This is a genomic window from Mesorhizobium sp. Cs1299R1N3 (genome assembly GCF_037179625.1).
Taxonomy (GTDB): Bacteria; Pseudomonadota; Alphaproteobacteria; order Rhizobiales; family Rhizobiaceae; genus Mesorhizobium; species Mesorhizobium salmacidum.
On record NZ_JAPYKQ010000005.1, the window covers coordinates 185711 to 202733 of the forward strand.

Sequence of the window (17023 nt, forward strand, 5' to 3'; positions counted from 1 at the left end):
AAAGATCATGCTTGAGGTAGCGATCGATGCCGCCTTGGTGCGCCGGCTGATTGCCGCGCAATTCCCGCATTGGAAGAATTTTGCGGTCAGGCCGGTTGATTTTGGCGGCTGGGACAACAGGACCTTTCATCTCGGCGACGAGATGACCGTGCGGTTGCCGAGCGCCGCTGCCTACGCCCTGCAAGTGGAAAAGGAACATCGCTGGCTGCCGAGATTGGCGCCGCTGCTGCCACTGCCCATTCCCGTACCGCTGGCGATGGGCGTTCCGGCCGAGGGCTATCCCTGGCATTGGTCAGTCTATGGCTGGATCGAGGGCGAGATAGCGAAACGGGAACGTATCGCAAATCTGTCGGAATTCGCGGCGGACCTGGCTCGGTTCCTGGTTGCGTTGAAACAGGTGGACGCGACCGATGGGCCCGCGCCTGGGCAGCACAATTTCTTTCGCGGCGGACCGCTGACGGTCTATGACGGCGAGACAAGGCAAGCGATCTCGGCGCTCGGCAACCGCATCGATGCCGGCGCCGCCACCGCCGTCTGGGAGACAGCCCTTGCCGCGGCCTGGGAAAGTCCGCCCGTCTGGTTTCATGGCGATGTCAGCCGGGGCAACCTCCTGGTCGAAAACGGCAGGTTGAGCGCCGTGATCGATTTCGGCACCTCCGGTGTCGGCGATCCATCCTGCGATCTGGCAATTGCCTGGACGGTGTTCGAAGGCGAGAGCCGGGACACGTTTCGCGCCTGCCTCGCGGCAGATGAAGCAACCTGGGCGCGCGGGCGTGGCTGGGCGCTGTGGAAGGCATTGATCACCGCCGCCGGGCAAATAGACATCGCCCCGGCCGAGATCGAAGAATCGTGGCGAGTGATCGATGCTGTGCTGATCGATCGCAAGCGCCAGGCATGAGGCGAGACGCCTGACTCCGTCATCGGGCGGCGCTGATGGATCAAAAAACCTGCTGTCCCGGCAGCTTTCGCATGGGCCTCTATCGTCGGTTGAGCGCTCAAGAAATTGGCCAGATTTGACTTGAGAATCTGATGTTGAAAAATAACATATTCGACATTTGTTAGACAACGTGCGCAATTTACTTGAAAATAATGGAATAAAACGAGAAGGCTGGAGTCTAAAGTAAAAGACATCCGGGATTATTACATAAAAATGACGATGTGCCATTTGTGCCGATTTGAAAATCGACCTGGGACGGTTAGTGTTATTTGTGCAACACCGATTTAATCTGTGGCGTGAATCCGGCATATTTGCGGAATTGTCATTGAAGGCGGAAGATTGGTGGGTATGTTCGCCGCGAAAAGGGGACGCGGTGCGAGCCTTTTTTCATTGTGGGGGTGAGGCGGGAAAACATATCCGCCAGCCACAATTCGGAAGCCATTTATTAACTTGACTGGAGAGGTCAGAAAATGAACATCAAGAGCCTCCTTCTCGGCTCAGCCGCGGCACTGATCGCGGTGTCCGGCGCACGCGCCGCGGACGCTGTCGTCGTCGCCGAACCGGAACCGGCCGAATACGTCAAGATCTGTGACGTCTACGGCGCCGGCTATTTCTATATCCCGGGCACCGAAACCTGCCTGCGCATCGGCGGCTATGTCCGTTACGACATCGGTGTCGGCGATTCCGGCTCGCTCGATGGCGTCAACCACGTCCCGGATCATCAGGACGCCGGCACCACTCATTCGACCTACTACAAGAACACCCGCTTCACGCTGAAGACCTGGACCGGTCAGGAGACCGAGCTCGGTACCCTGAAGACCTACACCGAGACCCGCTTCAACTACGGCAACAGCTCCGGTGACTATACTAATCAAGCCGCCTCCAACGCCGACGATTGGACGGGTCGTAACAAGTCGCTCTCGCTGCGTTTCGCCTGGATTCAGCTCGGCGGCTTGCGCGTCGGCAAGGACGATACGGCTTTCGATACGTTCATCGGCTATGCCGGCAACGTCATCCAGGACACGCTGGTTCCGTATGGCGGGCAGGAGAGCAACGTCGTTCAGTACTACTTCGACGCAGGCAATGGCTTCTCGGGGCTGGTCTCGCTCGAAGAGGGTGCTGGCAAGGTCGGCACCATCGACAGCTATGTTCCGCATGTCGTCGGCGGTTTGAAGTACAAGGGCGACTGGGGTTCGCTCACCGGCGTCGTGGCCTATGACAGCAACTATGAAGAAGTCGCTGGCAAGGTTCGCCTCGACGTCAAGGCAACCAACGAGTTGGCGCTGTTCATCATGGGTGGCTACGGCACCGACGACAATCTCACCGACGATGCGAACAACGCCATCGATGCACACGGTCGCGGCTTCTACAAACAGTGGGGCGGCAACTGGGCGATCTGGGGTGGCGGCACCTACAAGTTCAACGACAAGACCTCGTTCAACGCCCAGATCTCCTATGACGACTGGAAGAATCTCGGCATCGCCGCGAACGTTGCCTATACCGTTGTGCCCGGCTTTACGGTCACGGCTGAAGTCGATTACCTCAATGCTGGAAAGTTCGACGACGCAGATTTCAGCAACTGGACCAAGGCCAACAAGAAGAGCAGCGTCGGCGGCATTCTCCGCTTCCAGCGCTCGTTCTAACGGATCGACTGACCTCACCAACCGCCCGCAGCACATCGCTGCGGGCGGCTTTTTTATGCGTTGTTGCGGGAGACGGCCCAGGCGCTCAGGCCCATAGCTTGATTTCGCCACCCGATCGGTGAAAAGCTCGTGATATGGAATGGCGCGACGAGGGAATCATTCTCGGCACCCGCAAGCATGGCGAAACCAGCGCCATTCTCGAGGTGATGACGCGTGCCCATGGCCGCCATCTCGGCCTCGTGCGTGGCGGCCGCTCGCGCAAGCTGCAACCCGTTCTCCAGCCCGGCAATCGCGTCGATCTCTTGTGGCGCGCGCGCCTTGACGAGCATCTGGGTACCTTCCAGGCCGAAGCGATCGAGATGAACGCCGCCCGGCTGATGGACAGTGCCATCGCCGTCTACGGCCTTCAGACGATGGCGGCGCATCTGCGCCTGCTGCCCGAGCGTGATGCCCATGGGGGCCTTTACGAGGCGCTTTCGGTGATGATCGTCCACCTGGACGATGCCGACGCCGCCGGCGAGCTGGTGGCGCGTTTCGAACTTCTGATCCTCGATGAACTCGGCTTTGGCCTCGATCTCAGCCAATGCGCCGCCACCGGCACCAAACAGGACCTTGCCTATGTCTCGCCGAAATCGGGACGCGCGGTGTCGCGTGAAGCCGGAGCACCATGGCACGACAGGATGCTGGTGCTGCCTGCATTTCTGCAGCGCGGTTCCGGCATGCGCGCGAATCATGCGGCGATCGCGGACGCCTTCCGCTTGACCGGTTTCTTCTTCACCCGCCATGTCTACGAGCCGCGCGGCATCGACCAGCCCGACGCGCGCGCCGGCTTTCTTGCAGCGTTGCGCAAGCACCACGCTGCGCACAAGCCCATCGCCGGAGAGAACGCGGCCAGAGAAATCATCAGATGAGCGAAGTCGAACTCTATCCAGGCCGGGTCTCGCCGCTCGGCCTCGGCACCATTCCTCACGCCGACATCCTGAAATACACCGGCCTGGAATTGCTTCAGCGAATCATCGACGGCAAATATCCGGCACCGCCGATCTCCTTCCAGCTCAGCTTCGCGTTGACCGAAGTATCGGAAGGTCGCGCCGTATTCCGCGGCGTGCCGAACGAACGTCACCTCAACCCGCTGGGTGGCGTTCATGGCGGCTGGGCGGCGACGCTGCTCGATTCGGCGTTGGCCTGCGCCGTGCAGTCACTGCTCGACAGGGGCGAGGCCTACACGACGGCGGAGTTCAAGGTGAACCTCACGCGGCCGATTACGCCCAGGACCGGCGAGGTGGTCTGCGAAGGCAAGGTGGTCCACAAAGGCCGCACGCTTGCCGTTTCCGAAGCGACGCTGAAGGACGCCGGCGGCAAACTGCTGGCTTTCGGCACCGAGACATGTTCGATATTTCCAGCCGCCAATCTGGCGGCACGTTGAGTTTTCAGCCGTTTGACCGCCGCATTTGAATGTCAATGAGACGATACGTCAGTGAAAACTGGCCTGGTTTGGGGGAACCGCCATGTTTGAAAGCCTGATCGGCCTTGTCGCCATCATCGCCTTGTTCGTCATCATCTCGCGCCAGCAGAGCCGGATCGGCCTGATCGAGCGCGAACTTGGCGCGCTGCGCAGTCTCGTGCTGTCGGGCGCTGTATCACCCGCGGCCAGGCCGTCGGAACAGGAAGCGGCCGAGGGCGAGGCCTACACGGCACCGGTGGCCGCGCACGCGGTCGATATCGCCCCGGCAGCAATCAGCGAGTCCGCGCCGGTACAGGCCACCGAGGCGGAAATCCCGGCCGCAGAGAGTGTGCCCGGTCCCTGGAGCACCCCCGAGGCAACACCGAAAACGCCAGAGGTCGCGCCGGCCGCGGTCGCCAAAGCCGCTCGCCAGTCCGACGTCGAAACCGCGCTCGGCACGCGTTGGGCGGTCTGGGTCGGCGGCATTGCGCTTGCTCTGGGCGGCTTGTTCCTGATCCGCTACACCATCGAGGCCGGCATTTTCGGTCCCGGCGTGCGGCTCACCATGGCGGCCGTGCTCGGTTTGGTGCTGGTCGCCGCCGGCGAGTTCATTCTTCGCACCGGATTCAAGGTACCGGTGCAAGGTGTTGCCGGCGCTTATATTCCGGCGGTCCTCACGGCAGCCGGCGCCTTCATCCTGTTCGGCACCGTCTATGCCGCCCATGGCGTTTACGGCTTCATCGGCCCGGCGCTTGCCTTCACGTTGCTTGGTGCGATCGGCATTGCCACCATCGCCGCCGCTCTCATCCATGGCCAGGCGCTGGCTGGCATCGGTCTCGTCGGCGCCATGGTGACGCCGGTGCTGATCGCTTCGCAGGCGCCCAATCCCTGGGCGTTGTTCGGCTATCTCGCAATCGTGCTCGCCGCCACCGGCGTCATCGCCCGCATGCGCGACTGGAAGGCGCTGATGGCGGCCGCCTTTTTCGGCACCGGCATCTGGACCATCCTCTACATGACCGACGCACCGGGCGCGAACCTCTCCGCGATCCTGTTCATCGACACTGTGACGCTGGCTGTGCTTGCCCTTGTCTGGCTGAGCAGTCGCGGCGACGAGACCGGACCAGCAAGGTCCTTTGACTGGCCGTCCATCGTGCCTGGACTGTTCGTCGCCTTCTCGGCGCTGGGCCTCTCGGTTGACCCGGTCTTCGCCGCTGCCGGTGATGCCTTGCCTGGCGCGGTGCTGCTTATGGTGATGGTAGCGGTCGCGCTCTACCGCCCGCTGGCGCTGCCACTGCTTTATGCCGCCGCCATGGCGACGGTACTGATCTATCTCGGCATCATCCCGCCGACCTCTATCGCTTCCGATTTTTCGAGCGGCGCTCTGGGTGTTGATGGGGTGCCTTTGGCCACGGCCAACGCGCTGAGCTTGCGCCTTGGCATCGGCCTTGGCGTGGTCTTCATTGCCGCCGGTCTCTGGGCCGCGCGCCGTTTCGCCGCCTCGGCGCAGATCCGAGCAGCCTCGTGGGCTGCATGGGGTGTCATCGCGCCTCTGGTTATCCTGCTGGCGCTCTGGTTCACCTTCGGCGATCTCGACCGTGACTTTGTCTATGCCGCCGTTGCGGCCCTGCTGGTCGTGGTCTTCGCCGCCGGCGGCGAGTGGATCGCGCGGGCTGAGGAACCGCCGCTCAGGGGCGGCGTGGCAGTGTCGTTTGCCTTGGGTGGCGCAGCAGTCGCCGCACTCCTGATGCTGCATATGGCTTTTGATTCCGGCTGGACCACCACCTTGCTCGGTGCCGCGGCAATCGTGCCGGCGCTCGCCACGCGTTGGCGCTCTTATCCCGTGCTCGGCTGGATTTCAGTCGCCGCCGTCATCGCGGTGCTTGGCCGCGTCGCCTTCGACCCGACGATCGTCGGCGCCGAGTTCCTGTCGACGACACCGGTCTTCAACTGGTTGCTGCCGGGCTACGGCGTGCCGGCGCTCGCCTTCGGCTTCGCGGCCTGGCAGCTCGCCAACACCACTGATGGCCGACCGCGCCTCGCCATGGAAGCAGCGGCGGCACTGTTCGCGCTGCTGACGCTCGCAATACTGGTGCGTCACGCCATGCATGGCGGCGTCATCAACAGCGATGCGCCGACGCTCGCCGAACAAGCGATCTACACGCTGATCGCCATCGGTGCCGGCGCCATCCTGATCGCCATCGACAGGCGCTCGCCAAGTTCGGTGCTGCGCTATGGTTCGATGGCGGTGGGCGTGGTCTCGGTTGCCTTTGTCGTCATCCAACATTTCCTGGTGCTCAATCCGTTGTTCACCGACGAATCGACCGGTCGGATTCCGGTTTTCAATCTTTTGTTCCTGGCCTATCTCCTGCCGGCCGTCGCCGCTGGCGGTCTGGCGCTCTATAGCAGGGGCAAGCGGCCGAAATGGTATTCTGCCATGCTGGCGCTGGTGGCGGCGCTGCTTGCCTTCGCCTATGCCACGCTCTCGGTGAGGCGCCTGTTCAAAGGCGAGTTCATCGGCTTGTGGAGCGGCCTTGGCCAGTTGGAGACCTATACTTATTCGGCACTCTGGCTGGTGATCGGCGTAGCGCTGCTCACAGCTGGCGTCTGGCTGAAATCGCAGGTGCTGCGCATTGCTTCGGCCGGGCTGATCGCGGTTGCCGTGCTGAAAGTCTTCCTCTTCGACATGTCGGAACTGGAGGGTGTGCTCAGGGCGCTGTCCTTCATCGGTCTGGGTGCGGTGCTGATCGGCATTGGCCTGTTCTACCAGCGGCTTTTGACGCGGGCGGCGAAGGAAAAAGGATAATCGCCTGCGAATCATTGGTTTTCTTTGCCGGTCGGGAATAAACCGGCACCCGCCGGCGTTATCTCGTTGCTTGGGTGACCGGAGCGGTGGACCGCTTCGCGCTGGCCGCTTGCGCCGTGCCGGGAAGGCGCGTTCAATCGAGATCAACAAGGGCGACCTCAGAACCAGCGGTCATGAACGAAAAGAAGGCAGCAATCCTTGGCGAAATACCGCGCCTGCGACGCTACGCACGCTCGCTTCTGCGCGACCGCGATGCTGCCGACGATCTCGTTCAGGACTGCCTCGAGCGCGCGCTGTTGCGGCTCGACAATTGGCAGACAGGAGAAAGCCCCAGGAGGTGGCTGTTTACGATCATGCATCATTTGTTCATCGACCAGATGCGCAAGGTGAACCGCCGCGGCGAAGCGGCGATGCTGCCGCTGGAGGCGGGCGAGACGGTTGCCCAGCCGCCCGAACAGTTGGAGGGCATCGCTTCGCGCGAGATCATCGACGCATTGCAGGCGATCAGCCCGGATCGCCGCGCGGCGCTGGTCATGGTCGCCATCGAGGGCTTTTCCTATGCCGAAGCCGCCAACATTCTGGGTGTGCCCGCGGGCACGCTGATGTCGCGCATCGCGCGTGGCCGTGAGGAACTGCGCGGGTTGCTGGACGACACAGCACGCCGCCGAGCCATAAGGATCGTCGAGAAATGATCCGCCGCGATTTTTCCGAACGGGACATCCACATGGCGCTCGACGGCGAACTGCCGCCCGATGAACGCGCCGCCTACGATGCCTGGCTCGACTCCAATCCCGAGATGAAGGCCAGGAGCGCCCGCTTCACCGCCGACCGGGAGGCATTGCGCTCGGCTTTTGCCGGCGTGCTGGATGAGGCTGTACCGCTGCGCCTGCGCAAGGTGGTGCTCGGCGAAGCGCCTGTTAAGGTTGCGGTGCCACGCTCACGCTGGTGGCTTGCCGCCGCCGCGGCCGTGCTTCTCGCCACGGGCGGATTTGGCGGCTATTTTGCCGGCATCGGCGGCCTCGGGCAGGAGGACCCGGCGGAGGATCAGCTCGCCGAACAGGCGATCGCCGCCCACGTCATCTATGCCGCCGAGAAGCGGCATGCGGTGGAAGTTCCGGCCAGCGACAAGGATCATTTGCAGACCTGGCTGTCCAACCGGATCGGCCTGAATCTGGTGGTGCCGGACCTGAGCGCGAACGGCTTCCAATTGGTTGGTGGCCGGTTGCTGCCGGCCGGCGAAAGCAAGGCCGCGATGCTGCTTTACGAAGACGGCAAGGGCGAACGCATATCCCTCTTCGTAACGGCGGAATCGACCGAGAATGCCAAGGGTACTTACGCTTCGGCGCAGGACGGTCCGCAGGCGGTCTACTGGCTGGACAAGGGCTATGGCTGTGCCGTCGTCGGTTCGCTGCCGCGCGAGCAATTGGCGGTCGTGGCCAAGAACGCGTATGGCCAGCTTTTGGCCGGGCTGGCCAGTTGAGCCGGTTGCGAACTTGCGCGGCCGACTGACTTGAAAACAGCGATTGCGTTCAAAGCTTGCCAGCTTCCCTGTCGTGGCGGAAACTGTCACAATTCGGCCCTAATCAAGGAGCGATAGCGCATGATGAATACCGGCGCTTCGGCCGGTGTCCGCGACGCTTTTGACCGGGGCCGTTTTCCGCAACGCAATCGAGGTTTTCTCAAGCCGCATGCCTGCCGAGATCCGCAAGGCCCGCGCGTCAGACGTCGATGATCTCGCCGCCATCGAGAAAGCCGTGTTCTCGAGCGACCGCATTTCCCGCCGCTCCTTCCGCCAGTTCATCGAGCGGGAGACCGCCGAGACGCTGGTCGCCGAAATCGACGGCCGCGTCGGCGGTTATGCGATCGTGCTGTTTCGCAAGGGAAGTGGGGTGGCACGGCTCTATTCCATAGCCGTCGGACCGTTCTTCGGCGGGCTCGGCATAGGCCGCCAATTACTGTCCGCGGCCGAAGAGGCAGCCTTCGAACACGACCGCATGATGCTGCGTCTCGAAGCGCGCGAGGACAATGGCCGCGCCATCCATATCTACGAGCAGGCCGGCTACCGCAAGATTGGCCGTGAGCCGGGGTACTACGAAGACGGCGCGACGGCGCTACGCTATGAAAAAACCCTGCGCGGCGACCTTCCGGTCGCCACCAGGGTGCCGTTCTACCAGCAGACCTGCGAGTTCACCTGCGGTCCATGCTGCCTGATGATGGCCATGGCCAATTTCGATGGTGGCTTCGTACCCGACCCGGTGATGGAAATCCGCCTCTGGCGCGAGGCAACGACCGTCTTCATGATGTCTGGACCAGGCGGCTGCGAACCATTCGGTCTGGCCGTTTCGGGGTACGAAAGCGGGCTTGCTGCGGAGATTTACGTTTCCTTCTACGGCGCATTGTTCCTGCAATCGGTGCGTAGCGAGGAAAAGCGCCGGATCATGGAACTGGCACAGGTCGACTTTCGCCGCCGCGCGGAACTTTACGGCATCCCGGTGAATTACCGTCCGTTCACCATCGACGATATAAGGGCGGCTCTCGCTGGTGGCAAACTGGTGCTGGTGCTGATCAGCGGCTTCCTGATGTTTGGCAAGAAGGTGCCGCACTGGGTGCTGGCCATCGGCGATGATGGCGATCATATTCTGATCCACGATCCGTGGGTCGAGGATGAAAGGCAGGAAACCATCCTTGATGCCGCCAACATTCCCGTGCCTTACGGCATCTTCATGAATATGGCGCAGTTCGGCCGCGACGGACTGCGTGCCGCCATCACTTTGGGAAAGAGATAATGACCTGGGTCATTCTTACCGGCAGGCAGAGCGATCTCGACCAGGTGGCGACACCGCACAAGATCATCACCAATCGTGACTATCTCGCGCATCCCTCGCTGTTCCGCGGCCAGCGGCCGAAGGTCATCAACCTGTCGAACAATTACGGCTACCAGAGCCGCGGTTATTATGCGTCGCTGCTGGCAAGTTCGCGCGGCCACAAGGTCATCCCGACCGTCGAGACGATGATCGACCTGTCGGAGCGCAAGCTCTACGAGCACGCCTTGCCGGAACTGGAACTGGCGCTCAACAAATGCCGCAAGGATCTCGGCGGTATATTCCCGGCGAAGGTCTGCATCTTCTTCGGCATCGGCCCGTCCAAGGTCTGGGACCGTTTTGCCAAGCTGTTGTTCGACTGGTTCCGGGCGCCGGCGCTCGAAGTCCACATCAAGGACAGCGCCGAATGGGCTTCGATCCGCAAGATCGGCTTCCACCCGCTGGCGCGCATGACCGAGGACGAGGAAAAGAGCTTCATCCAGTGCCTGGAGACCTACACCAACCGTGAGTGGCGCGACACCAAGGGCCGCACGCCGGCGCGGTACACCTTCGCCACGCTGGTCGATCCGCATGAGGAATTGCCGCCCTCGGAAATCTCCTCGCTGCGCTACTGGGCCAAGATCGCCGAAAAGATGGGGGTCGAAATCGAGCCCATCACCAGGAAGGATCTCGCCAAGCTCGCGAATTACGATGCGCTGTTCATCCGCGAGACCACCTCGATCTCCAATCATACCTATCGTTTCGCCCGCCGCGCCCAGCAGGAAGGCATGCCTGTCATCGACGACCCGCTGTCGATGATCCGCTGCACCAACAAGGTCTATCTCAACGAACTGATGGCCTACAACAAGGTGCCGGTGCCGCCGACGGTGATGATCGCCGGCGCCTCCGATCTCGAACTCGCGGCGCAGACGCTGGGTTTTCCGCTGGTGTTGAAGATCCCGGATTCGTCATTCTCGCGCGGTGTCAAGAAATGCGCCAATTTCGAGGAGCTGAAGACGCTTGCCACCGAATGGCTCGAGGATTCCGATCTTCTGATCGCGCAGAAATTCATCCCGACCGAATATGACTGGCGTGTCGGCGTGCTCGGTGGCCAGCCGCTGTTTGCCGTGCATTATCTGATGGCCAAGAAGCACTGGCAGATCGTCAACCACAAGGCTAATGGCAAGCCCGACCAGGGCGGCATCAAGACCTTCACGCTGAAGGAGACGCCGCCTCATGTCGTCGAGACGGCAGTGAAGGCGGCGCGATGTATCGGCGATGGTCTCTATGGGGTCGACCTCAAGGAGACCAATGACGGCGTCTTCGTCATCGAGGTCAACGACAATCCCAACCTCGATCATGGCTGGGAGGATTCCGGCGAGAAGGACGAGGTCTGGGTGCGGCTGACGCAGTGGTTCCTGGAGCGGCTGGACAGACCGGGACGGTAATCAACCGAGGGGAACATGCAGTTCATCGTCATCGAGGATTTCACCGGCTGCGACCGCAAGGAAATCTATCGCCGGTTCCGCGACCGTGGGCGCCTGAAGCCGGAGGAGCTTGTCGTGCATCATAGCTGGATCGCTGCCGATATGAGCCGCTGTTTCCTGCTGGTGGAGACCGATGACGTCACGCTGCTGCAGCGCTGGGTCATCGAATGGGCTGATCTGGTCGAGTTCGAGATCGTGCCCGTGGCGGCCAACAAGGACATGGTGGCGGCCTTGAGCGCGCACCTCTGACCATCGCCCCACCCGGTCAGCGCAGCGCCGGCGAGCCGACGGCGCGCTGGCATTCATCGATCAGCCAATCGCGGAACGCGGCCACGACATCGCGCCTTGCGCTTCGCTCCGGGACGGTCAGGCAATAGGGCTGTCGCAGGGCAATTGCGCTCTTGGCGGGGCGGACCAGCCGGCCGTCCTCCACCGCCTCGGCACAGTAGATCCCTTGCGCCAGTGCCACGCCCAGCCCCGAAATGGCGAGGTCGAGGGCCGCGCGCGACGAATTGGCCGAAAGGCCGCGCCGTACCGCCCGGCCAGATTGGGCACCCGCCGCCTCGAACCAGTTGCGCCAGGACGGAAACGATGCGCCGGTCGGTCCCCAATCCGTGTGAATGAGCGGCAGCCCGGCGAGCGGCTCGCCGCCCGCCTTGGTCATGCCGGCAAGCTTTGGCGCGCAGACGGGGTAGACCGCATCCCTGGCAATGTCCTCGGTCGGATGCTCGCGATAATGCGGGCCGTAGGAGAGCCTGATGTCGATCAGCTCGCGGTCGAACGGCACCGGGTCGTCATCGCACCGGAGCGATATGTCGGCGGCGCCATGGCTTGCGACGAAGCCGGCCAGACGCTGCGAAAGCCAACCCATGGCCATGGATGGCGGCACCGAGACCACCAGGCGCGGGCGGAATGCGTCGCCGGCAAGCTCGCGCGAGACGCTGCCGATCTCCTGAAAGGCCACGGTCAGCCGCGGCAGCATTTCCACGCCGGCCTCGGTGAGGACAACGCGCCGGTTGACCCGCTGAAACAGCTTGCGGCCCATCTGCTCCTCCAAGGTGCGGATAAGCTGGCTGACGGCGGCGGCCGAAACCGACAGCTCCTCCGCCGCCGCGGCAAAACTGCCCGTACGTGCCGCGGCCTCGAAAGCCTGAAGCCCTTTCAGGGATGGAGATGTGACCATGATCGCCCGATAGATAAGCTTACCTTATCCAAATCGCAGGAATCGTCGTTTTTGGAAAGCTTTTTCGCCGGCTAGAATGGTCATCATCAATCTCCAGCCTGGATCAAAGCCGATGGACCATCGCGACATCATCGCGTCACTGACACCGGAAGAGCGCAATCGCCTGACGGCCAAATCCGATGCAGCGGGCCTGTTCCAGCTCGGCGCTCACTTGGGTGCGATTGTCATCATTGGATCGTTGATCGCGGCCAAGGTGCCGTTCTGGCCATTGCTGATGTTGCCGCAGGGCATTCTGATCGTGTTCCTGTTCACGCTCCTGCACGAGACGGTTCACCGCACGGCTTTCGAAACACAGCGGCTGAACGACGGCGTGGCGCGGCTGTGCAGCCTGGCGATCGCGCTGCCGGCCGACTGGTTCCGCTACTTCCATTTCGCTCACCACCGATACACGCAGGATCCGGAGAACGATCCCGAGCTCGCTTTCCCCAAACCCGAGACCTTGCGGCAATACATTGTCCACGTCTCGGGCCTCCCGGTGTGGTGGGGGCATGTCAAGACGCTGTTCACCAATGCAGTTGGTGGTAGTCAGGAGAGCTATGTGCCGCCGAAAGGTCGACCCAAGGTACGGGCCGAGGCGCGCGCCATGATTGCCTTCTACGCTGTGGTCATTCTGCTCACCGTCTATTTCCGGCTCACCGTGCTGCTCTATGTCTGGATCATTCCCGCACTATTCGGGCAGCCATTCCTGCGCCTGTATCTGCTGGCCGAGCATGGCCGCTGTCCGTTCGTCGCCAACATGCTGGAGAACACAAGAACCACGCTGACCAATTGGGTGGTGCGCAAGCTGGCCTGGAACATGCCGTTCCATGCCGAGCATCATGCCTATCCCGGAGTGCCGTTTCACCAATTGCCGCGGTTTCACGCGCTGATCGAGCGGCATCTGAAGGTGGTCGAGCCCGGCTACGTCAGCTTCCACGAGAAATACCTGGAAACATTGAGCTGACATTGTCCCGATGCCGTCAGCCGGTTTGGCTGCGCGTCGCACGCGACTTCAATAGGCGCTGGATCTCGGCCGGCTTCGATGGCACGCCGATCAGATAGCCTTGCGCCTCGACACAACCATTGTCGCGCAGCATGTCGAGTTGCCTCTCGGTTTCGACGCCCTCTGCCGTGACCACGATGCCAAGCTCGGCACCCAGCCCGATGATGGTGCGAACGATCGCCGCCGTGTCGCGGTTGCCCATGTCGCGGATGAATGATCGGTCGATCTTGATCTTGTCGACCGGAAACCGTCTGAGGTAGCCGAGCGAGGAATAGCCGGTGCCGAAATCGTCCAGCGCGATGCGGATACCGAGCTCACGCAACTGGCGCAGCGTTTTCAGCACGGCTTTGCTCTCGTCCATCAGCACGGTTTCGGTGATCTCCAGTTCCAGCTGTCCGGCCGGCACGCCGGAAAAAGCCAGCGCCGAGATGACGCTGCGGGCAAATCCGCTGCTTTTGAGCTGCACCGCCGAGACATTGACCGCGATGCGCAAACCCGGCGGCCAGCTAGCCGCCACCGCGCAGGCTTTCCTCAGCGCCCATTCGCCAAGCGGCACGATCAGTCCTGTCTCTTCGGCGACCGGAATGAAGTGGTCCGGCGCCACCCTGCCGCGCGCTGGTGAATGCCAGCGCATCAAGGCCTCGGCGCCGATGATCTCGCCCGAGGCGATGTTCATGATGGGCTGGAAATCGAGATCGAACTCCTGGCGCGGCAGTGCCGCCTCCAGATCGACTTCAAGCGCCCGGCGGGCCTGCACCACGGCGTCCATTCCAGGTTCGAAGAAGCGATAGAGGTTTCGCCCATCGTTCTTTGCCCGATAGAGCGCCGTATCGGCGTTCTTCAGCAGCGTGTCGGCGTCACGGCCATCGGCGGGGAAAACGGCGATGCCCAGGCTGACGCCGACATGCATGTCCCGGCCCTTGTCGCGAAATGGTTTTGCGATTGCCTCGACGATGCGTTTCGCCAGTTTCTCGGCATCGGCGATGCCCACGGAGTTGGATTGGATGACGACGAACTCATCGCCGCCGAAACGGGCGATCATATCTGCATCATTGCGCAGGCAACGCTGCAGTCTTTCGGCCACACTCTTCAACAGCCAGTCGCCGGCGGGGTGTCCCCAGGTGTCGTTGACCGCCTTGAAGCGGTCGAGGTCGAGCGAGAAGATCGCGAGCGGTGTAGCGGCCACATCCTCCAGCGCAAGGTCGAGCCGCTCGCGAAACATCGATCGGTTGGGCAGTCCGGTCAGCATGTCGTGATGCGCGAGATGGGTCATGCGCTCTTCGGCCAGGCGACGTTCCGTGACGTCGTCGAACGTCGCCACCCAACCGCCGCCACTCATTGGCTGGCGCACGACCAGAAACGTCCTGCCGTCGGCAAGATGGCGATAGGTCGAATGCATTTTTCCCGCCCGCCGGCAGGCTTCGGTCTTGGCGACTTCGCTGTCGACGTCGATCTTCGTGTAGATGCCGAGTTCCAGCAGTCGTTCGAGCGCGTCGCGATGCGTCGTTCCAAGCGGGAAGTCGGCCGCCGTGACGTTGTACAGTTCCAGAAAACGCCCGTTGCGCACGATCATCTTGCCGTCGGCGTCGTACATCAGCAGGCCTTGCGACATGTTGGCGAGCGCTGCGTCGAAGCGGCGATGCTGCTCCTTGAGATCATGCTCGGCGCGCCGCTGTTCAGTAATGTCCTCGTAGATCGAGACCCAGCCGCCCGGAGCCAGCGGCCGGTGCGAGATAAGGATGATGCGGCCGTCCGACAGGATTTCTTCGTAGGTCGAAGGCTTCGCCTGGTCGATGTAGGGCTTGCGGATGGCATAGAGCTCGTCGGCGCTTTGCGAGGCGACGCCGAGATCGACGCTGTGCCGCAGGATGTCGATGAAGCGGATGCCTGGCCGTACCAGCTTGGCGTCGAGGTGGAAGATGTCGATGTAGTTGCGGTTGCAGATGATCATGCGTTCATCGGCGTCGAACATGCACAGGCCATGCGACATGTTTTCGACAGCGGCTGAAAAACGTTCGTTCTGCTCGCGCAGCTCATCTTCAATGCGGCGCGACCGCTCCACGCCTCCGGCCACCCGTTCCGGGACGATCGAACCATCCTTGACGACGGGCATGAGGCGCCCCTGCGGTGCTTGATCGAACACCACACTGTTGACGCTTTCGGTTAATTTAGCGTTTTCTACCCTAATGCGGATGTCGCAACGTGATGCCTTGAGGTCTCGATCGCCGAAAACCGCTTCAGGAACGCATTCTGTGCCCAGATCACCGAGCGTGGCGTGAAGTCGAAACGTTCGGCTGAAAAACCGCGCGGGCGGCCGAAGAACTCGGTCGCCTCGGCGGTCGAAAAGCCGGCGAGCAGCGTAGCCTCGAAATAGGCGGCGATCTGGTCGGCGCGCTTGATCTCCTTGCGCAGGGCAGCGGCCGGTTCGGGAGGCAGCGAGAAACGCAGATGGATGGCGCGTTGCAGGCGCAATTCGCAGTCCTTGTAGCTGCCGCCCATCACCGACTTGAATGGCGAGATCATGTCGCCGATGACATATTCCGGCGCGTCGTGCAGCAGTGCCGCCAACTGGTCGTCGGCCGAAGCCTGCGGCACCAGCTCGTTGAACAGCGCCTCGACCAGCAGTGAATGCTGGGCCACCGAGAAGGCGTGCTCGCCGCTGGTTTGGCCGTTCCAGCGCGCGACGCGGGCAAGCCCATGGGCGATGTCCGAAATCTCGATGTCGAGTGGCGAGGGGTCGAGCAGGTCGAGCCTGCGGCCGGACAGCATGCGCTGCCAGGCGCGTGGTGGCGCACCGGCGCGGTCCGCCGCCATCAGGCTTCCCCCGCGCCGGCGGTTTCCTGCGGGAAACTGAATTTGGCCCAGGCGGGGATGGTGAGCGTCACTGGCACGTCGTCCGCCAGGACCGGCTGGCCGGCATCGAGCGCCGCCTTGACCCTGTCGATGCGGGCGATGGCGAGCCCGGTCACGGTGGCGGTCGAGCCGAGCGTGCCGACCGGACGCCCGCCGACGGTGAGCTCGGCACCCGCGGCGGGCAGAGGAAGCCCAGCCTGGACGATCAGCACGCGCCGCCGGGCCGTGCCCCGATGCTGCATGCGCGACACGACCTCCTGGCCGACATAGCAGCCCTTCTTGAAGCCGACACCGCCCATCTCGTCGAGCAGCACGTCATGCGGGAACGCATCGCCGAGTGCATAGTCGGACCCGCTCTCGGCAATGCCGCGGGCGATGCGGAAGGCCTGCCACGCGGCGATGTCGCCGGCGTCCGCGGTGCCGGCATGGAAGCGCGTGACGCCTCCGTCGCCAAAGCGCCTGTCGGCAACCGCGGTTGAATCACTTTCTGAGGCGATTGACTCTTTTCCCCACACGACAGTGACAAGCGTTTGTTCCAACTTGGCAATCTCGACCTTGGCGCGAAGCTTGTAGAGCATCAGCCGGCGAATGAAATCGTCTGAAACGTCGGCACGGCATTCGATGCGGAAGGCGTTTTCTCCTGCCCGTGAGATCAGGAAGTCGAACAGTATCTTGCCTTGCGGCGTCAGCAGCGCGCCCGGCTTGGCCTCACCATCGCCAAGCGCATCGAGATCGGTGGTCAGGATGTTTTGCAGGAAGTGTTCGGCATCCGGGCCGGAGACGGAGATAAGCGCGCGGTCTTTCAGCAGGGCAAAGGGCATGGGGCGGAT

The 17023-nt window shown here is 62.6% G+C and carries 15 protein-coding genes; 11 read left to right on the plus strand and 4 right to left on the minus strand.

What is annotated here, in order from left to right:
• Window positions 1–7 precede the first annotated feature (7 nt).
• The 10 genes from O7B34_RS14160 (at window position 8) to O7B34_RS14205 (ending at window position 11364) form a co-directional block, all read left to right on the plus strand.
• Window positions 8–898, plus strand: coding sequence for an aminoglycoside phosphotransferase family protein (locus O7B34_RS14160; RefSeq protein ID WP_337146610.1), 891 nt, complete (start codon window positions 8–10; stop codon window positions 896–898).
• A 509-nt stretch (window positions 899–1407) separates the two neighbouring features.
• Window positions 1408–2580 carry a porin gene (locus O7B34_RS14165; RefSeq protein ID WP_337146612.1) on the plus strand — a complete coding sequence of 391 codons (1173 nt, stop codon included), beginning with the start codon at window positions 1408–1410 and terminating at the stop codon, window positions 2578–2580.
• Between the two features lie 134 nt (window positions 2581–2714).
• Entirely contained in the window at window positions 2715–3491 is a 777-nt protein-coding gene (recO, locus tag O7B34_RS14170) for a DNA repair protein RecO (protein ID WP_337146614.1), read from the plus strand.
• Window positions 3488–4006, plus strand: a complete 519-nt coding sequence (locus O7B34_RS14175) for a PaaI family thioesterase (protein WP_337146616.1) — start codon at window positions 3488–3490, stop codon at window positions 4004–4006. The genes recO and O7B34_RS14175 overlap by 4 nt, the downstream gene beginning before the upstream one ends.
• An 82-nt stretch (window positions 4007–4088) precedes the next feature.
• Window positions 4089–6827: a DUF2339 domain-containing protein gene (locus O7B34_RS14180; protein WP_337146618.1), complete on the plus strand. Its 2739-nt coding sequence runs from the start codon at window positions 4089–4091 to the stop codon at window positions 6825–6827.
• Between the two features lie 173 nt (window positions 6828–7000).
• Complete coding sequence (locus tag O7B34_RS14185; RefSeq protein WP_027144179.1) at window positions 7001–7519, plus strand: RNA polymerase sigma factor; 519 nt, start codon at window positions 7001–7003, stop codon at window positions 7517–7519.
• On the plus strand, window positions 7516–8307 hold the full coding sequence (locus O7B34_RS14190) for an anti-sigma factor family protein (RefSeq protein ID WP_337146620.1): 792 nt from the start codon (window positions 7516–7518) through the stop codon (window positions 8305–8307). The genes O7B34_RS14185 and O7B34_RS14190 overlap by 4 nt, the downstream gene beginning before the upstream one ends.
• Window positions 8308–8515: 208 nt before the next feature.
• Window positions 8516–9613: a GNAT family N-acetyltransferase/peptidase C39 family protein gene (locus O7B34_RS14195; RefSeq protein WP_337143009.1), complete on the plus strand. Its 1098-nt coding sequence runs from the start codon at window positions 8516–8518 to the stop codon at window positions 9611–9613.
• Window positions 9613–11076, plus strand: a complete 1464-nt coding sequence (locus O7B34_RS14200; protein WP_337146621.1) for a RimK family protein — start codon at window positions 9613–9615, stop codon at window positions 11074–11076. The genes O7B34_RS14195 and O7B34_RS14200 overlap by 1 nt, the downstream gene beginning before the upstream one ends.
• A gap of 15 nt (window positions 11077–11091) precedes the next feature.
• Window positions 11092–11364 carry a DUF3303 domain-containing protein gene (locus tag O7B34_RS14205; RefSeq protein ID WP_027144175.1) on the plus strand — a complete coding sequence of 91 codons (273 nt, stop codon included), beginning with the start codon at window positions 11092–11094 and terminating at the stop codon, window positions 11362–11364.
• Window positions 11365–11380: 16 nt separating this feature from the next.
• Here O7B34_RS14205 and O7B34_RS14210 read toward each other — a convergent pair whose 3' ends face one another.
• Window positions 11381–12298 carry a LysR substrate-binding domain-containing protein gene (locus tag O7B34_RS14210; RefSeq protein WP_337146622.1) on the minus strand — a complete coding sequence of 306 codons (918 nt, stop codon included), beginning with the start codon at window positions 12296–12298 and terminating at the stop codon, window positions 11381–11383.
• Between the two features lie 112 nt (window positions 12299–12410).
• Between O7B34_RS14210 and O7B34_RS14215 the strand changes: the two genes are divergently transcribed.
• The gene (locus O7B34_RS14215; protein WP_337146624.1) at window positions 12411–13301 is read left to right on the plus strand and encodes a fatty acid desaturase family protein; all 891 of its coding nucleotides are present in this window, start codon (window positions 12411–12413) and stop codon (window positions 13299–13301) included.
• Window positions 13302–13317: 16 nt separating this feature from the next.
• Here O7B34_RS14215 and O7B34_RS14220 read toward each other — a convergent pair whose 3' ends face one another.
• From O7B34_RS14220 to ygfZ, 3 genes are all read right to left on the minus strand, one after another.
• Window positions 13318–15453 (minus strand): putative bifunctional diguanylate cyclase/phosphodiesterase, encoded by a 2136-nt coding sequence (locus tag O7B34_RS14220; RefSeq protein WP_337146625.1) that lies wholly within the window; start codon window positions 15451–15453, stop codon window positions 13318–13320.
• 65 nt (window positions 15454–15518) lie between these two features.
• Complete coding sequence (locus O7B34_RS14225) at window positions 15519–16154, minus strand: HD family hydrolase (protein ID WP_027144171.1); 636 nt, start codon at window positions 16152–16154, stop codon at window positions 15519–15521.
• Window positions 16154–17014, minus strand: coding sequence for a CAF17-like 4Fe-4S cluster assembly/insertion protein YgfZ (gene ygfZ / locus O7B34_RS14230; protein WP_337146627.1), 861 nt, complete (start codon window positions 17012–17014; stop codon window positions 16154–16156). The genes O7B34_RS14225 and ygfZ overlap by 1 nt, the downstream gene beginning before the upstream one ends.
• Between the last annotated feature and the right edge of the window lie 9 nt (window positions 17015–17023).